Annotated in this window: 16 protein-coding genes; 8 read left to right on the top strand and 8 right to left on the bottom strand. The window is 46.7% G+C overall.

Features of this window, described 5'->3' with window-relative positions; all coding sequences use genetic code 11:
- Nucleotides 1–57: 57 nt before the first annotated feature.
- From ACTQ53_RS05885 to ACTQ53_RS05910, 6 genes are all read left to right on the top strand, one after another.
- Nucleotides 58–513 (top strand): D-Ala-D-Ala carboxypeptidase family metallohydrolase, encoded by a 456-nt coding sequence (locus ACTQ53_RS05885; RefSeq protein WP_293631171.1) that lies wholly within the window; start codon nt 58–60, stop codon nt 511–513.
- A 26-nt stretch (nt 514–539) separates the two neighbouring features.
- A complete protein-coding gene (locus ACTQ53_RS05890) occupies nt 540–635 on the top strand; it encodes a smalltalk protein (RefSeq protein ID WP_153123456.1) in 96 nt (31 codons plus the stop codon).
- 117 nt (nt 636–752) lie between these two features.
- On the top strand, nt 753–1,295 hold the full coding sequence (locus tag ACTQ53_RS05895) for an HU family DNA-binding protein (protein ID WP_441932411.1): 543 nt from the start codon (nt 753–755) through the stop codon (nt 1,293–1,295).
- Between the two features lie 666 nt (nt 1,296–1,961).
- Nucleotides 1,962–2,720 (top strand): PCMD domain-containing protein, encoded by a 759-nt coding sequence (locus ACTQ53_RS05900; protein WP_441932412.1) that lies wholly within the window; start codon nt 1,962–1,964, stop codon nt 2,718–2,720.
- Between the two features lie 67 nt (nt 2,721–2,787).
- Entirely contained in the window at nt 2,788–3,552 is a 765-nt protein-coding gene (locus ACTQ53_RS05905) for a porin family protein (RefSeq protein WP_441932413.1), read from the top strand.
- Between the two features lie 93 nt (nt 3,553–3,645).
- Nucleotides 3,646–5,220, top strand: coding sequence for a calycin-like domain-containing protein (locus ACTQ53_RS05910; protein WP_441932414.1), 1,575 nt, complete (start codon nt 3,646–3,648; stop codon nt 5,218–5,220).
- 60 nt (nt 5,221–5,280) lie between these two features.
- Here the strand turns inward: ACTQ53_RS05910 and ACTQ53_RS05915 are convergent, their stop codons facing one another.
- The 7 genes from ACTQ53_RS05915 to thrS all read right to left on the bottom strand — a co-directional run bounded on the left by ACTQ53_RS05915 (nt 5,281) and on the right by thrS (nt 10,234).
- Nucleotides 5,281–5,601, bottom strand: coding sequence for a hypothetical protein (locus ACTQ53_RS05915; protein ID WP_441932415.1), 321 nt, complete (start codon nt 5,599–5,601; stop codon nt 5,281–5,283).
- Nucleotides 5,589–5,882, bottom strand: a complete 294-nt coding sequence (locus ACTQ53_RS05920; RefSeq protein ID WP_441932416.1) for a hypothetical protein — start codon at nt 5,880–5,882, stop codon at nt 5,589–5,591. The genes ACTQ53_RS05915 and ACTQ53_RS05920 overlap by 13 nt, the downstream gene beginning before the upstream one ends.
- 230 nt (nt 5,883–6,112) lie before the next feature.
- A complete protein-coding gene (rplT, locus tag ACTQ53_RS05925; RefSeq protein ID WP_089544559.1) occupies nt 6,113–6,457 on the bottom strand; it encodes a 50S ribosomal protein L20 in 345 nt (114 codons plus the stop codon).
- 39 nt (nt 6,458–6,496) lie between these two features.
- Nucleotides 6,497–6,694, bottom strand: a complete 198-nt coding sequence (gene rpmI / locus ACTQ53_RS05930) for a 50S ribosomal protein L35 (RefSeq protein WP_006846865.1) — start codon at nt 6,692–6,694, stop codon at nt 6,497–6,499.
- A gap of 80 nt (nt 6,695–6,774) precedes the next feature.
- On the bottom strand, nt 6,775–7,455 hold the full coding sequence (infC, locus tag ACTQ53_RS05935; RefSeq protein WP_217760201.1) for a translation initiation factor IF-3: 681 nt from the start codon (nt 7,453–7,455) through the stop codon (nt 6,775–6,777).
- A gap of 254 nt (nt 7,456–7,709) precedes the next feature.
- Nucleotides 7,710–8,099 (bottom strand): GxxExxY protein, encoded by a 390-nt coding sequence (locus tag ACTQ53_RS05940; RefSeq protein ID WP_153123445.1) that lies wholly within the window; start codon nt 8,097–8,099, stop codon nt 7,710–7,712.
- A gap of 182 nt (nt 8,100–8,281) precedes the next feature.
- Nucleotides 8,282–10,234, bottom strand: coding sequence for a threonine--tRNA ligase (gene thrS, locus ACTQ53_RS05945; RefSeq protein WP_441932417.1), 1,953 nt, complete (start codon nt 10,232–10,234; stop codon nt 8,282–8,284).
- Nucleotides 10,235–10,536: 302 nt separating this feature from the next.
- Between thrS and ACTQ53_RS05950 the strand changes: the two genes are divergently transcribed.
- Entirely contained in the window at nt 10,537–11,571 is a 1,035-nt protein-coding gene (locus ACTQ53_RS05950) for a type I asparaginase (RefSeq protein WP_294972246.1), read from the top strand.
- Between the two features lie 690 nt (nt 11,572–12,261).
- Here ACTQ53_RS05950 and ACTQ53_RS05955 read toward each other — a convergent pair.
- A complete protein-coding gene (locus ACTQ53_RS05955) occupies nt 12,262–13,839 on the bottom strand; it encodes a DUF4301 family protein (protein WP_295348473.1) in 1,578 nt (525 codons plus the stop codon).
- 911 nt (nt 13,840–14,750) lie between these two features.
- Between ACTQ53_RS05955 and ACTQ53_RS05960 the strand changes: the two genes are divergently transcribed.
- Nucleotides 14,751–16,970: a RelA/SpoT family protein gene (locus ACTQ53_RS05960; protein WP_441932418.1), complete on the top strand. Its 2,220-nt coding sequence runs from the start codon at nt 14,751–14,753 to the stop codon at nt 16,968–16,970.
- Nucleotides 16,971–17,051 lie beyond the last annotated feature (81 nt).

The raw sequence follows: 17,051 nt of genomic DNA on the forward strand, positions 1-17,051 counted from the left end.
TCAGAAATAAAAAGAAAGAAAAACACAAAAGTATAAACAATTTTAATTGACATAGTTATGGAATACACAGAACAGGAAAACGAGAAGATGCAGAAGATGCTACTCTCACCCCACTTCGCCCTCGGGGAATTCACCAAATCGGGCACGGCCATCAAACATGGCGTTGATAACACACCACACGACATCATCGTGGTAGTGAGACTCACCACGCTCTGCGAGAAGATTCTGGAACCTCTTCGCCGACAGTTCGGAGCTATCCGCATCACCAGCGGTTACAGGTGCCACCTGCTCAATCTGCAGGTGGGAGGAGCTATAGGAAGTCAGCACGAACTGGGAGAGGCTGCAGACATCTTCGTCACCAACAGCGAGGTGCTGCTCAAGTACATGGAATTCATCCGGAAGAACTGCGACTTCGACCAGATGATTCTCGAACCGCGCGGACAACCACAGAAACGCTGGCTGCACGTAAGCTATACCATGCGACGGCCCAACCGGCATCAGACACTGAAATAACCAAACATTTCAAATCATCTAATACTATGAAAAAAGACACCATCAAGACCATCATCAAAATCGCCGCAGCTATCCTCACTGCCATCGCAACCTCACTGGGGTTGACCAACTGCATGAGCTAAGCCGACGACTGATATGGAAAACTGTAAAACAGCCCAGGGCTACCAAAAAGGACAAGTCCTGGGCTGAAAAAGAAAGAAAAACACATTTTTATTTTAACCTTTTAAATTTTTAATACTATGAGCGTAAAGTACAGAAAAGTAGTTAACAACCGCAAGAACTCCAAGACCAAAGGTAAGGTCTATGGACGAGCAGTAGTAGACGGTGTTATTGACACCAAGGAGATTGCTGGCAAGATCAGCAAGCGATGCACCCTGACCGAGCCAGACATCATCGCTGTAATCAATGCCCTGGAAACCGAGATCGGCTACGGTCTCGCCGACGGCAAGCGAGTAGTGCTCGACGGATTCGGCTCCTTCAAGGTAGGACTCACCACTACCCCAGCCGACAGCGCCAAGAAGTTCACCAGTGCCAACATCAAGGGCATGCACGTCATCTTCCTGCCTGCCACCGAGATGGAACAGGGCAAGCGCGTGAAGAACATGCTCCGCAACGTGAAGGCTGAGGAGATGACCGAGTACACGGGTCTCGACAACAGCAAGGGCACCGACCCAGGCAAGACTGACCCAGGCAGCACCGATCCGGGCAGCACTGACTCTGGCAACACTGACTCTGGCAAGACCGACTCTGGCAACACCGACTCAAGAGACGTAGGATTGTAAAAAGAATCCTACACCCAGAGAAGCTTGAAGGATTCCAGCGGGAATCATTCTAAAGCCCTGAAGAGGGAAAGCATTGATTACAAGATGCTTTTCCCGCCTTCAGGGCACTTCTTTTATCCAAAAAACGAACAGAAATATTCAAATTCTCTGTTAACTAGTTAAATAAAACGAAAAATATTTGGCATTTACACGTTTTCATCGTATCTTTGCCAACGGATTTATATATCAGTTATTGACAATAAAAGTTCTTACAGAATGAAAATAAAGGTTTTATCTCAATTTATAATTGCATCTTTTACGGCTGCCAGCATTCTCTCGCTGACATCATGCTTCAAGGATGAGCCTCTCAATGCCGAATGCGACATCGAACAGGCATATATCGCTACCAACGGAGAATGGGAAAACTTTTTCCTCAATGCCACAGATACACTCAAGAACGTGATGTCAACAGATCAGGAAATCAGCTTCCTCGTGAAACGTGGCACAGACCTCAGCCACTTCGCTCCGAAATTCAACCTTACCCCTGGCGCTACCCTATCGCCAGCCAACGGTTCGGAACAGGATTTCACCAACGGTCCGGTCATCTATACCGTTACATCGGAAGATGGCAACTGGAAACGCCAATATAAAGTGGGATTCACCTTCCCACCCGTCATCTACGAAGAGATGAAGTACGACTTCGAAAACTTCTTCCTCAACGAAAACAAGCCTATACACAGATATTATGTATGGAGCGACAAGAACGATGATGGTACGCTGGCCAACAACTGGGCCACCGGAAACCCGGGCTTCAACATGAGCAAGGGTTCGGCAAAACCGGATGAATACCCTACCGTGCCCGTGGAAGAAGGCTACGACGGCGCCTGCGTGAAACTCACCACCTGCGACACCGGAAGCTTCGGTTCGATGGCAAAGATGCCTATCGCTGCCGGCAACCTCTTTATCGGTAAGTTCGATGCCACACAGGCACTGAAGGATGCCATGAAGGCAACCCAGTTTGGCGTGCCGGTAAGTTTCAAGCCTACCAGATTCAGCGGCTACTACAAATACAAGCGTGGCGATGTGTTCACCAACCGCCAGAAGAAGGTGGTGGAAGGCAAGAAAGACTACGGTACCATCTATGCCGTGTTCTACGACAACCACGACGAGGAGGGCAACAGCGTCGTGCTCTATGGCGACAACGTGCAGACCAGTCCACAGGTAGTGGCAATCGCCATCTTGCCTGATATCGACGACACGCCAGAGTGGACCCACTTCGACATCGACTTCATCTACAAGAAGGAGGTGGATGTGCAGAAGCTGAAGAACATGGGCTACAGCATGGCCATCGTCAGTTCATCGAGCGTAGAAGGCGCCTCGTTCATGGGAGCCATCGGAAGCACCCTGTGGGTGGACAAGTTCCGCATCACCTGCGAAAAAGAATAAGAAGATTCTTACAAAGAAGATTCATTAAGAAGAGATTGAGAAGATTTAGAAAAAAGAAGACAAGACAATGAAAAAGCCATTCATCATATCAGCCGCAATCCTATGCCTCTGCTCTGCTGAGGCATGGGGACAGAATCTGGGAGAACTGCTCCACAAATTCACCTACCAGGCACGCATCGGCTACAACCTGGGTGGCACTGCCCCTATCGGCATGCCTGCCACCATCCGAACCCTCCACAGCTACACGCTGCAGCCTAACCTGCTGCTCGGCATCGACGCCCACTATCCCCTGGACAACAAGTGGGGACTGATGTTCGGCCTGCACTTCGAAGGCAAGGGCATGAAGATTGATGCGGGCGTAAAGAACTACCACATGACCATGGTGAAAGGTGGTGAGCAGCTGGATGGCGTGTTCACGGGCAACGTGATAACAAAGGTTGACCAGAGCCTCGCAACTATCCCAGTGCAAGCCACTTACGACATTACAGAGAAGATTCGCCTGAAGCTGGGTCCTTACTTCTCCTACGTCACCTCGCATAAGTTTGAGGGCAGCGCCTACGACGGTTATCTGCGCCAGGGCGACCCTACGGGACCCAAGGTAGAACTGGGACATGAGGACGGAGAGCGTGGCGAATACGACTTCTCGGACGATATGCGCAACTGGCAGTTTGGCATCGACGTAGGTGCCGACTGGAATTTCTCGAAGCGCTGGGGCGGCTACGTGGGCTTAACCTGGGGCTTATCAGAAGTATTCAAGAAGGACTTCCACGTGATAGAGCAGTCGATGTATCCCATCTACGGCACCATCGGACTGAGCTATCAGCTGAAATAGGAAATCTGCTCCAGAATATCTTATATATAATTATATATAATAATGTATAGGAGAGAAAAATCAATTATATCATAATAAAAGAAAGGAAAACTTATGAAGAAAATTTTTACTTTAGTAGCAGCAGCACTCTGCTCTATGTCGATGATGGCAAAGGACTACACCTGCCCTCTCGTGGTTAACATGGCGGGAATGGACATGCCTGTGGGCGACATCAAGGTGAACGTGGATGAGCAGAAAGACGGCAAATACACCATGAGCCTGCTCAACTTCAAGATGAACGATTTCATGCAGATTGGTAACATCGTTATCAAGGATGTAGAGGCTACCAAGTGTGGCAACGTCATCATGCTCAATGCAGCAAGGGATATCCAGATTACCAAGGGTGACGATGAGAACGTAGAATGGATGGGACCAGGTCTCGGCAACGTGAACATCCTCCTGAAGGGTGAACTGAAGGGCGACAATTTCAACGCCTACCTCAATATTCCATTGGCTGGCAACATGATTGTAAGCGTAAAACTCGGCAAGAATTGCAACGAAATGGGTCAGTTACCAAACGCCGGTTTCGAGAATTTCCACGAGGCATCCTATAGCAGTACCAAGAGCCAGGAGCCTAACGGATGGCACTCTTTCATGAGTTCCACGGGCAGCATGGCAGACGCGGTTTCAGCAGCTGTACATACCTATGCATCTTCTGAGGTGCGCGAGAACGCAGCAGAAGACAACAAGCAGTGTGTAAAGATTGTTTCTACTCCAGTGAAGGTGGGTCCAATTGTTGCAGCTTCTGCCAACGGTACCATCACCACCGGTCGTCTGAAGGCAGGCAACATGTCTCCATCAAGCAAGGACAACTGCTCATTCCTGGATTTCAGCTCTACAGATGTGGATGCCAACGGCGATCCATTCTATGCAGTGCTCAACAACAAGCCTGATGCCATGAAGGTTTGGGTGAAGTTCAAGGCTGGCGACGGCAACAAGAATCCTAAGGCTACCATCAGTGCCCTCTTGACCAACGGCAACATGGTTCAGGACCCAGAGGATGACAAGTATGCAGCCAACATCATCGGTCGTGCCAACAACTCTTCTATCGAGAGCAAAGACGAGTGGCAGGAGATTACCATCCCATTCACCTACGATAATAAGAATGAGATGCCTAAGGCAGCCCTGGTTACCATGTCAACCTGCGCTGTGCCAAGCGGCGGCAGCAAGAGCGAGACCAATCCAGACGTTTTGTATGTAGACGATGTAGAGATGGTTTACAATGCTGGCGTGAAGAAGGTTACCATGGATGGTGAGGACATCACTGGCAAGTTTAATGAAACAGGTGAGTTGGAGATTAAAGGCTACAATAAGGCATTGGATATCAACAACTTCCAGTTGGAGGCTATCGGTGCTGGTGCCTACGTTACCAAGAAGATTACAACCGATGGTTTTGATACCTACGTAACCTTCACCGTTACTTCTAACGACCTGAAGAATTGCGTAACCCGCACCATCACCCTCAAGAATTACACTACTGGCATCAAGAACGTTGAGACCCTCACCCTGCCAAACGGCGTGAAGGCTATCTACAACACGGCTGGTCAGCAGATTACAGACATGCAGAGTGGTCAGGTTTACATCGTGAAGTACACCAACGGTGAAACCAAGAAGATGATTAAGAAGTAAATGAAAAATCCCCAGCCATCAAATGAATGATAGCTGGGGATTTTTTTTGCTTTTTATAAGTTATTCTTCTTGTTTCCAAAAGCTGGATGGGTTCTTTCTCATATCCCAAATATCTACGAAATGAACTACATCCTTCTTTTCGAGATAATAATAAATCAACTTAAAATTATTCATGAAATTAGCACCTCGCAGCTGGTATGGAAAATCAGGAGCACTATTAAAAGGCGGCCTTCCTTCTGGAAAGAACTCCAAAAAGCTCTTGATCTTATCAATTTCCGTCATCCATCTACGAGCCGTTTTTCTACCATAAACCTCATAAGCTTCTTCAACATACTCATGAAGTTTCTGTTCGAAAAGAGGGTGAATGATTACTTTAGCCATGGGAAATCCTGATAAAGACGTTCTTTAAAATCATCGTATGGCTCCCACTTCGTTGGATCATCTGCAATGGTTTTACAATACTCAATGCTCTCTATCAAACTCTCCCAGGAGAAATGATTACCCAACTCCGGAATTTCATCTAAAACCTCTTTATGATTCTCGAAACCACTCATCGGCATAGGCACAGCATGCTCCATCACCGAAACACGATGAGTTGGCGCAGGCTCAGCTACCATATCCTCACCCTCATGCAAATCTATATGATATTTTTTTTCTTTCATAATAGTATGCTTTTAATTAACCCTGCAAATATACGAAGAAATATAATAATATGCAAGATTTTGAGGAATTATTTAATCATTCTTGAGGAATTTTCTATTTTCCAGGCACAAAAAAAAGATTGCATCAGCGGAAATACTTCCAACCAATGCAATCTTCAGTTTTCTCTAATCTAGAGGCTAAACACTCTCCCTACAGGGAAAACCCGGAAGAAAAGAGCCTAGCATCGGATTTACTTCACCTTTGCAACGATAGCCTTGAAAGCCTCTGGGTTGTTAACAGCGAGGTCAGCGAGAACCTTACGGTTGATCTCGATACCAGCCTTGTGAAGAGCACCCATCAACTGGCTGTAGCTCATACCATCGAGGCGAGCAGCAGCGTTGATACGCTGGATCCACAATGCGCGGAATGTGCGCTTCTTGTTACGACGATCGCGATAAGCGTAGGTAAGACCCTTCTCCCAAGTGTTCTTAGCTACTGTCCATACATTCTTGCGAGCTCCATAGTAACCCTTAGTGAGCTTCAAGATTTTTGTTCTTTTTGCTTTAGATGCAACGTGATTTACTGATCTTGGCATAATTTTTTTTCTTTAAAAGTTCGACTAAAAAGTTAATAATTAACGGAGGCAGAGCAAGTCGCGAACCTGCTTCAAGTTTGAACGGTCTACGAGAGTCTCACCAAGGAGATTTCTCTTCTGCTTCTTTGTCTTCTTAGTCAAGATGTGACTGTGAAAAGCGTGATGACGCTTAATCTTACCTGTACCGGTGAAACGGAATCTCTTCTTTGCGCCGGAATTAGTCTTTACTTTTGGCATTTTTACTTTTAATTTAAATTGTTATTTATTATAGCGATGGCAACGCATATACCAGGGCGTTACGCATCTTTTTTTTCTAATTACTCAGCCTCTTCTGCGAGCTTTTTGAGGGCTTCACCGCCCTTGGCATTGAGCAAGCCATTCTTCTCGGCATTGGCCTCGCGCTCTGCATCAGCAGCAGCCTTAGCTTCAGCCTCTCGCTTCTCACGGTCCATCTTCTGCTGGCTCTTCTTGGCAGTACCAGCCTTCTTAGGACTCATGTAGAGGAACATCTTCTTACCCTCGAGCTTAGGCATCTGCTCAACCTTTCCGTATTCCTCCAAATCATTGGCGAAACGGAGGAGGAGAACCTCACCCTGCTCCTTGAAGAGAATAGAACGACCACGGAAGAACACGTAGGCACGAACCTTGTTGCCCTCGCTGAGGAACTCGATAGCGTGCTTGAGCTTGAACTGATAGTCGTGCTCATCGGTCTGAGGTCCGAATCGGATTTCCTTGGTCTCCACCTTCACCTGCTTCTGCTTCATTTCCTTAGCATGCTTCTTCTGCTGGTAAAGGAACTTTGAATAGTCAACAATACGGCAAACTGGTGGCTGTGCATTAGGAGAGATTTCAACAAGATCAAGATCCTGCTGCTGTGCTAACTCTAACGCTTTACGTGTTGGCATCACTTCTGCTCCGCCCTCACTTACTATTCTCACTTCACGTACGCGTATCTGTTCGTTTACGCGGTACTGATTTTTCATTTTGTCATTTTTCATTAACTATTCGATATATTCTTTTTTGTCTTTTTGATTAAACGGCTGCAAAGTTACGATTTTTTCATGAAACCACCAAGGATTTCACGCAGATTTTTCAGTTTTAGCCTCATATTTTATTAAAAATCACGCAGTTTTCGTCTTTTGTCCCACAGATTTCACAGATTTACACAGATTTAATTCTTTGCTTCAATAATCTGTGTTAATCTGTGAAATCTGTGGGACTAAAAGAAAACAATCTGCGGGACTAAAGAAGATCAATCAACGGAAGTATATCCATTGACTTTACGGAAGATAGAACTTCGTATATCAGTGGTGGTAAAATTGACCAATATTCCAAGATGCTTCTTCGCCACACGCAAATACGTAAGCAATTGCTTATGAAAGACATCTTTCATTTCTGCCACAGACTTCAGTTCGATTATGACTTTATCTTCAACAAGAATATCCAGACGGAAATCAACAGGCAAAACCTTACCGTCATACATGACATCCAACTTAACCTGACTCTCAACCCTAAGTCCATCTTTACGCAACTGATAGCACAGAGCTGCTTCATAAACCGACTCTAGCAAACCTGGTCCCAATTCATTATAAACCTTATAAATGGCTCCAATGACCTTATAAGATATCTCATTTTCTGTCATAACCAAACGATTTTAAAATCCTCCATAAAAAAATCTCCCACAGACGTCACAATCGTTACAGATATTTGCAGAACAAAAAATCTGTGTAAATCTGTGAAATCTGTGGGACAGAACCCTCAACACAAAAAATCTGTGTAAATCTGTGAAATCTGTGGGAGATTCGAATATATCAATCTGTGGGATTACTCCTCAGCTGCCTTCAGCTGCTCTGCTACCTCAGCATTGATGCGCTGAGCAAACTCTTCCATGCTCATGGTAGCCTGCTCGCCACCACCCTGCTTACGCATAGAAACGAGGCCCTCGGCACTCTCCTTCTCACCAACGATGACCATGTAAGGCACACGCTTCAACTCGTTGTCGCGAATCTTGCGGCCAATCTTCTCGTTACGGTCATCAACCAAGGCACGAACACCCTGCTTGTCGAGGTACTGACGTACCTTCTGTGCATAGTCGTTGAACTTCTCTGAGATAGGGAGAATAGCAACCTGGTCTGGAGCCAACCACAATGGGAAGTGACCGGCTGTGTGCTCGATGAGAACGGCTGTGAAACGCTCCAATGAACCGAATGGTGCACGGTGGATCATCACAGGAGTCTTCTTTGAGTTATCCTCGGCTGTATATTCCAGCTTGAAGCGCTCAGGCAAGTTGTAATCCACCTGGATGGTACCCAACTGCCAGCGACGGCCGATGGCATCCTTTACCATGAAGTCGAGCTTAGGACCATAGAAGGCAGCCTCGCCAACCTCCTCACGTGTCTCAAGACCCTTCTCCTTGCAAGCCTCGCGGATAGCGTTCTCGCTCTCTGCCCAAATCTCCTCAGAACCGATATACTTCTCGGTATCCTTAGGATCATGGAGAGAAATCTGTGCCTCGTAGTTCTCGAAATCGAAAATCTTGAATACCTTCAGAATCACGTCGATTACATTCTCAAACTCAGACTTCACCTGATCTGAACGAACGAAGATGTGAGCATCATCCTGAGTAAAGGTACGAACACGAGTCAAACCATGGAGCTCACCGCTCTTCTCATAACGGAATACAGTACCGAACTCTGCAATACGCAAAGGAAGATCCTTGTAAGAACGAGGCTTACGAGCGTAGATCTCGCAGTGGTGAGGACAGTTCATTGGCTTGAGCATATACTCCTCATCCTCCTCAGGTGTCTGGATAGGCTGGAATGCATCCTTGCCATAGTGAGCATAGTGACCAGATGTTACATAGAGACTCTTGCCACCGATACCTGGACAGATAACCTCCTGATAGTTATAAGGCTTCAGGAGCGAACGGAGCAACTCCTGCAGGCGCAAACGAAGCTGTGTACCCTTTGGCAACCAGATAGGAAGACCCTTACCTACACGCTCAGAGAACATGAAGAGTTCCATCTCCTTACCAATCTTACGGTGGTCGCGCTTCTTAGCCTCTTCGAGAACAACGAGATACTCATCGAGCATCTTCTTCTTAGGGAAACTGATACCGTAGATACGGGTCATCTGCTCGCGCTTGGCATCACCGCGCCAGAATGCACCAGCCACACTTGTAATCTTCACTGCCTTGATAAGACCAGTGTTCATCAAGTGAGGACCACGGCAAAGGTCTGTGAAATTGCCCTGGGTATATGTGGTGATGGTACCATCCTCCAAGTCCTGCTCAATGTGCTCGCATTTGTAGGTCTGACCGTCAGCCTTAAACTCAGCGAGAGCATCAGCCTTAGCCACCTCCTTGCGAACCACAGGCTCGTTCTTCTTGGCAAGTTCCATCATCTTAGCCTCAATCTTGGCGAAATCATTCTCTGAGATCACCTGACCCTCGGCTGGCATCACATCGTAGAAGAAACCACTCTCTACGGCTGGACCGAAACCGAACTGAATGCCTGGATAAAGCTCCTGGAGAGCCTCAGCCAACAAGTGTGCAGATGTATGCCAGAATGTGTGCTTACCCTGCTCATCCTCAAACTTGTAGAGTTCTACATTAGCATCCTCATTGATAGGACGGTTCAACTCTACTGTCTCACCATTTACACCGCAAGATACAACGTTGCGAGCGAGAGCCGGTGAGATACTCTCGGCGATTTGTAAGCCAGTTACGCCCTGTTCATACTCACGAACAGATCCGTCTGGGAATGTGATTTTTACCATAACAACTTAGTATTTTTATTAAATCGCTTGCAAAAGTACTATTTCTTTTTGTAATGAGCGAATATTTTCGTATAAAAAATGTATTTTATTTCAAAAGATGCAGGATTATCGGCATTTTCCCCTTATACCTTATATTATATACAGGCATTTACATATCCTCCGCCAACAGTCTGGTTTCCTTACGAATCATAACATAATGTAAAAATGGTAGATATTTTCCGGGCATTTTCTTTGATATATCGAAAGTTTTCACTATATTTGCAACCGATTTAGTGACAAAATGTAAATATCAATCAAGAAAAATGGCAACACCAAAGATTCTCATTATCTATACAGGAGGTACCATCGGCATGGGAAAAGACCCTGTAACAGGCGTTCTGGAGCCACTCGACTTCAACCACCTCGTTTCATCCATGCCCGAATTCCAACTCATCCAGGCTGAAATCGACGTCAGGAAATTCGAACCGCCTATCGATTCCAGCGACATGGATCCGATGAGATGGGCGGAAATCGTAAGCATCATATCCAACAGCTATAACGACTACGACGGATTCGTCATCCTCCACGGTACCGATACCATGGCGTATACCTCTTCAGCGCTCAGTTTCATGCTCGAGAATCTTACCAAACCGGTGATTCTGACCGGTAGCCAGTTGCCCACCGGTGAACTGCGCACAGACGGCAAGGAGAACCTGATGACTGCCATCGAGATAGCATCGGCAAAGGACGAGAACGGCCATCCGATGGTGCCTGAGGTATGCATCTTCTTCAACGGAAAGCTGCTGCGCGGCAACCGTGCCATCAAGATCAATGCCGAAGGTTTCCACGCCTTCGAATCGTTCAACCACCCTCACCTCTGCGATGTGGGCATCAACTTCCAGTATCATCAGCACCACATTCTGACTCCAGACTACAGCAAGCCGATGGTTCCCCATCTGAAGCTAGACCCGAACGTAATCGTCTTCAGTCTCTTCCCAGGCATCCAGGACAATATCGTGCGCCACGTGATGGAATCGCCAGACCTCAGAGGTATCGTGATGCGTACCTTCGGTTCGGGCAATGCTCCTCATGCCCCTTGGATCATGCGACTGCTGGACGAGGCAGCCCACAGAGGCGTGAACATCGTGAACATCAGCCAGTGCCTGACGGGTAGCGTGGAGATGGAACGATACGGTGCCGGATTTCAGCTGAAGTCAGCCCACGTGATCAGCGGCCACGACTCAACCGTAGAGGCGATGGTTACGAAACTGATGTATCTGCAGGGCAGATACGAGGACAACCTGAAGGTAAGGGAGATGCTGCAGAAGTCGCTTGCCGGCGAAATCACGCTGCTATAAGACAGCTAAGATGCTGTTGTCTAGATATATGCAGAAAATATGCAGAATAGACTTAAAAAAGATTAAATTAGAGTAAATTAGTCGACACATCCTTGCTTTGCATTGATATTTTATATACCTTTGCAGTGTGAAAAGATGAAAGTCTAAGTGACCTATATTGAAAAAGTAGCGAAATGTTATACGCATTGAGCTAAATAGATAAAATAATTTAATCAACAAAACCTATTCATTATGCAGATCAACAAAGCGAAAAAGTATGGTGAGTTTGTAGAGATTACAGCTCCAGTAGAAAGAACAACTTCAGAAGAGTATCCAACTATCTTAGGTGGCGAGATTTGGTATAACTAGTATTCTTTCCCAAAGAAATGAAAAGAAAGCTCGAAGGTTTTATTAAAGTCTATCCCTTGCAGAACTCGTTCTCTCGCAGATAGATGAAAAACCGCTGAGATTTCTAGGCAATTTAAACTCAAAAAAGATGAAGGCTCAATCCCAGTCAATTCGGGGTTGAGCCTTTATTTTCCCACAGAGATATTATTCTAAAGGCCCACATATTGAATATTTTTAGTCCCACAGGTAAAATATAAAGTCCCACAGATTTCACAGATTTACACAGATTTTTTCTCGAACTGCAGAAATTAAATCTGTGTAAATCTGTGAAATCTGTGGGACTAAAAATATTCAATCCGTGGGTTAATGCTTGCCGCAGCAGCCACCCTCTTCGTGATGATGTTCGTGCTTGATGCCACCCTCTACAGCCTGATGCTGGTCGCGGAGCAGATCGTTGACGGTCTTCACTGGGTTGAATGTGTCCAGAGGAACCTCTACGAATACAGTATTCCAGTCGCTCATCGCACCATTCCAGAGACCAGGCAACTCCAAGGCCTTCAGGTCCTTACCATTCTTGCTCTTGCTGGAGATGAAACCGGTAGATGGATCTACGTACTTAGGAAGATCGAAGGCATTGCCCTGGTAATCCTTGGTAGCGCAGACGAGATCTACCGGGTTGAAATGAGTACCCTCGGTAAACATCTTCATATACTCCTCGTTGTTCTTGTCGATCTGTGAGCTCTCCAGAATCTGAAGACTTACAGTACCATCCTGGTTGTAGGTAAGGAATGGACCACCACCAGGCTCGCCTACGTTCTTAACGACACCGCAGACACGCATTGGGCGGTTCAACTTCTTGCGCAGATAGATAATCAGCTCAGCATCCTCCAACTCCTTGATATCAGACTTTCGGCAGCAGAGATCACGCTGAACGAAGCGGATGATCTCCTCCAGCTTCTCGTGATTGTACTGACCAGAATCCAATACCTTCAAGTAATCGAAAGTCTGCTTCTGCAGAGTAACCAATACACCAGCAATCACTTGCTTCCAGGTAACAGTCTCGCCCTTCAGACGATCAGGAACCACGTTGTCAATATTCTTGATGAATACTACATCAGCATCAATCTCATTGAGATTCTCGATGAGTGCGCCATGACCGCCCGGACGGAACAGCAATGATCCATCCTCGTTGCGGAATGGAGTATTATCAGGATTAGCAGCGATGGTATCGGTGCTAGGCTTCTGCTCAGAGAAAGAGATATTATACTTGATGCCGTAGCGCTGTGCATACTTGTCAGCCTTCTCAGCTACCATCTGCTTGAAGAGTTCAAGGTGGTCGTGAGAAACGGTGAAATGAACGTTTGCCTCGCCGTTGCTGCTAGCATAGAGTGCAGCCTCAACCAGGTGCTCCTCCATCGGAGTGCGAACCTCGTCCTCATACTCGTGGAACTGAAGCAATCCCTTAGGCAACTGTCCGTAGTTCAATCCCTCTGGCTTGAGGAGATTAGCTACGATAGCCTTATAATCACCCTTCTTGATAAGGCACATAATGCCCTTCTCGTTGTTGACGTGGCACTTGTCGCAGAGCGCCTTGCGGAAAGCAAACTTCTTGATATTCTCGAAGAATTGTTTTTCAAAGTCAGTAGTAGGAACATCGTATGGAGCATCAAGGAAAGCGAACATGTTCTTGAACATACGACTAGCAGCACCTGATGCAGGCACGAACTTCACAATCTTGTGCCCCTCAGCCTTATAGTCGTTCCAAGCCTTCTCGAAGTCTTCCACTTCCTGGGCTGTAGGAGCCATGATTCCCTTACCGATGGCAGCCGCACCCTCGAGCTTGAGGAATGGGAAGCCATTCTTGATTTGTTCCAACTGGTGTTCAATCTGCTGCTCGGAGATGCCGCGAGCAGCGATTTGGTTTAGATCTTGCTGATTCATAATACCATATTTATGTTAAATTTACACTATATGCGCTACAAAGATAATAGTTTTTTCTGATAATCAGAAATATTTCCACATTTTTTTGTACCTTTGCAATGAAAATTTAACGAAGTACGCGGTTTTTAACGCCGAAACGCCATTGTTTGTCAAATTTAAAATAGAATATTGCGACATGGTTAGTAAATTAGCAAAAGAGCACGACAGAAGTACGTTGCTATCAACGTATCTGTACGGAGTATCAAACTTATTCATTAGTGGAACCGGAATTGGAGGTTTTTCCCCCTTGGTTACCGGCGAAACTATTGGCATTTACAATATCCTCTTCTTAGTACTGGGCATTGCCTCAGCACTCTTCCTTGCCTATAGTGCTAACAGAGTGATGAAGTATAACGATAAAAAATAATAATTATGGAGTTAATAACAATATTTATGGGGCTGAGTGCCGTAATTAGCGCCAGCTTCGCCATCTGGCTTAACACAAAATCAGGTCAGAAGTGGATAGACAGTTTATAACATATAATATAAGTATTATGGAAGGATTTGCTTTAGTAATGTGTATAGGAGCTGTTATTGGTATGAGCTTAGCCATTTGGAGCTACACCAAATCTGGCAGAAAATGGATAGACAATTTATAATCCAAAACTATCGTAATGATGGATGGATTAATGTTTATTTTTTCGCTGGGGCTAATTATCAGCAGCAGTTTTGCCATCTGGCTCAACACAAAATCAGGTCAGAAATGGATAGATGAGCTATAGTTATATATTATGGAACTATATACTATATTTATGGGGCTAGGAGCCTTGATAGGAACCTGCTTCGCCATCTGGCTTAATACCAAGTCTGGTCAGAAATGGATAGACGAGTTATAAAACTCAATAATATATCATCAGCAGGAGGGAACGACAATGAATGAAACAACTTTTAAATTTACATCCGAAGAAAAAGAACAGACACTCCAGATACTGGAGCGCCTGAGAACCACTGTGGGCGACACGTTCAAACCGGGCGATGAGCAGCATCTGCGTGAAGACATACAGCATGCCTTCATCAACCACCAGATCAAGCGCAACGTCTTCGGAATGAATCCAATACTCGCTGCTCTGCAGACAGCAGAAATAGCAGTAAACGAGATAGGTCTGAAACGAGACGGCATCATCGCCATCCTGATGCAGACCAGCGTCATCGACGGCTATCAGACCATCGAAGACATCCAGAAGAAATACGGCGACAGCGTGGCGCATATCATCAGCGGCCTGCTCCGCATCCACGATCTCTACAAGCGCAACCCGATCATCGAGAGCGAGAACTTCCGCAACCTGCTCATCTCCTTCTCAGAAGACATGAGAGTGATCCTCATCATGATTGCCGACCGCGTGAACGTGATGCGACAGATTCGTGATACCGACCAGGAGGAGGCGAAGCACGAGGTGAGCGAGGAAGCCAGCTACCTCTATGCCCCACTCGCCCACAAGTTGGGTCTCTACAAGCTGAAGAGTGAGCTGGAAGACCTGAGTCTGAAGTATCTGGAGCACGATGCCTACTATATGATCAAGGAGAAACTGAACGCCACCAAGGCATCGCGCGATGCCTATATCGCCCGCTTCATCCAGCCTATCCAGGAGAAACTCGATGCTGCCGGATTGAAATATCACATGAAGGGAAGAACCAAGAGTATCCACTCCATCTGGCAGAAGATGAAGAAGCAGAAGTGCGCCTTCGAGGGTGTATACGACCTCTTCGCCATCCGAATCATCATCGACGCACCAAGAGAGAAGGAATATATGCAGTGCTGGCAGACATTCGCCCTGATTACAGATATGTATCAGCCGAACCCAAAGCGTATGCGCGACTGGCTCAGCGTGCCTAAGAGCAACGGATATGAGAGTCTGCACACCACCGTACTGGGGCCGGAGAAGAAATGGGTAGAAGTCCAGATAAGAACCGAAAGAATGGACGATATCGCCGAGCACGGACTGGCTGCACACTGGCGCTACAAGGGCATCAAGCAGGGAGAAGGCGGCATAGACGAATGGTTAGCCAACATCCGTGCCGCACTGGAAAGCAACGACGACCTGCAGCTGATGGACCAGTTTACCACCGACCTGAAGGAAGACGAGGTATACGTATTCACCCCTAAGGGCGACCTGCTGAACTTCCCTAAGGGTGCCACGGTACTCGACTTTGCCTACTACATCCACTCTCGCATCGGCAACACCTGTGTGGGCGGAAAGATCAACGGCAGGGCGGTAACCTTCCGACAGGAACTGCACTCGGGCGACCAGGTGGAAATCCTGACCCAGAGCAACCAGAAACCACGCAGGGAATGGCTCAACATCGTGCAGACTTCCAAGGCAAAAGCAAAGATCCGACTCGCCCTGAAGGAAACACAGAAGAAGGACGGACTCTATGCCAAGGAACTCCTGGAGAGAAGATTCAAGAACCGCAAGATGGAGATTGACGAGAGCACCATGGCACGCATCATCAAGAAGATGGGATACAAGGAGAACTCCGATTTCTACAAGGATGTAGCGGAAGAGAAACTCGACGTAAACACCGTCATCGACAAATATGTAGAGGAACGAGAACACGACCTCAACCCTACCAATGTCACCAAACCAGCCGAAAGTGCAGAGAACTTCGCCTTCGAGAATCCAACCGAGGAACTCCTGAAGCAGAGCGATGACGTGCTGGTTATCGACGAGCATCTGAAGGGTATCGACTTTGAGCTGGCTCACTGCTGCCATCCTATCTACGGAGACCCAATCTTCGGCTTCGTCACCATCAGCAAGGGTATCAAGGTTCACCGCATAGACTGCCCTAATGCCAAGGAACTCCGTCGCCGCTTCGGCTATCGCATCGTCAAGGCAAAATGGAGCGGCAAGGGAACATCAAAGTATGCCATCACCCTGAGAATCATCGGAAACGACGATATAGGCATCGTGAGCAACATCACGAACATCATCTCCAAAGAGGACAAACTCGTGATGAGAGGCATCAACATCTCATCCAAGGACGGCCTGTTCTCGGGCAACGTGACGGTAATGATAGATGATGCAACAAAGACAGATGCACTCATCAAGAAGCTGGCTGCCGTAAAAGGCGTAAAGCAGGTAATGAGAATATAATCCCGCAGATGGATATATTTTCAAGTCCCGCAGATTTCACAGATTTACACAGATATCAGGAATCAAGAGATATTTATCTAT

Origin of the sequence: Prevotella sp. Sow4_E9_plate (assembly GCF_052116205.1) — a bacterium.
In the GTDB taxonomy this organism is placed as follows: Bacteria; Bacteroidota; Bacteroidia; order Bacteroidales; family Bacteroidaceae; genus Prevotella.